The organism is Neisseria sp. P0018.S001 (assembly GCF_051957355.1).
Taxonomy (GTDB): Bacteria; Pseudomonadota; Gammaproteobacteria; order Burkholderiales; family Neisseriaceae; genus Neisseria; species Neisseria subflava_A.
The window spans coordinates 1-826 of the sequence record NZ_JBQCWN010000040.1 but is presented as its reverse complement, the minus strand read 5'-3'; the positions used below and the strand labels follow the sequence as shown (position 1 = coordinate 826).

Here is an 826-nt window from a genome sequence, read left to right as displayed (position 1 = left end):
CCAACCAAAACGTAGCGACCAACGCCGCCAATATCGCCAAAGGCATCAACTTCGGCGGTACCGCCGGCAGCAACAACTACGCATTGGGCGACACCATCAATGTCAAAGGCGACAGCAACATCATCAGTGAAACCGTAGCCGGTGGTGCACAGCTGAAACTGGCCAAAGACATCACTGTTGACAGCGTCACCGCAGGCGACAGCAAACTGAATACAGACGGCCTCACCATTACCGGTGGCCCGAGTGTGACCAAGTCAGGCATCAATGCCGCCGGCAACAAGATCACCAACGTTGCCGCCGGTACCGATGACAACGACGCCGTCAACTACAGCCAGCTGAAACAGCAAAGCGCCGCCGCCCGTACCGAAGTACGTGCCGGTACCAATATCAAAGACGTGGTTAAAACCGTCGACACCAACGGCCAAGACGTTTACACCGTCAACGCCAAAGGCACGACTGCGAGCGCCGGTTCGAGCAAATTGACCGTTACCGCCGCTGAAAAGGCCAACAACGTGACCGACTACAGCATCGACTTGGCTGATGGCACCAAAGCCGAAATCCAAAAAGGTGTGGATGCCCAAACCACCGTTGACAGCAAAGGCCTGACCTTCAGCGGCGATAGCGGCAGCACCAATATCGAAAAACTCGGCTCCACCGTGACCGTTGCCGGCGACGACAACATCACCACCGAAGCCCGAGACGATAAAGTGACCGTTAAGCTGAAAAAAGACCTGGTAGTGAACAGCGTCAAAGCCGGCGACACCACCGTTAACAACGACGGTGTGAAAGTAGGCGACGATGTCGCATTGACCCAAGACGGCGTTAA

Annotated in this window: 1 pseudogene; it reads left to right on the top strand. The window is 55.8% G+C overall.

The annotated features are described in order from the left end of the window. Positions 1-826 (top strand): annotated as a pseudogene (locus ACTHTJ_RS10690) (hypothetical protein); the annotation flags it as partial.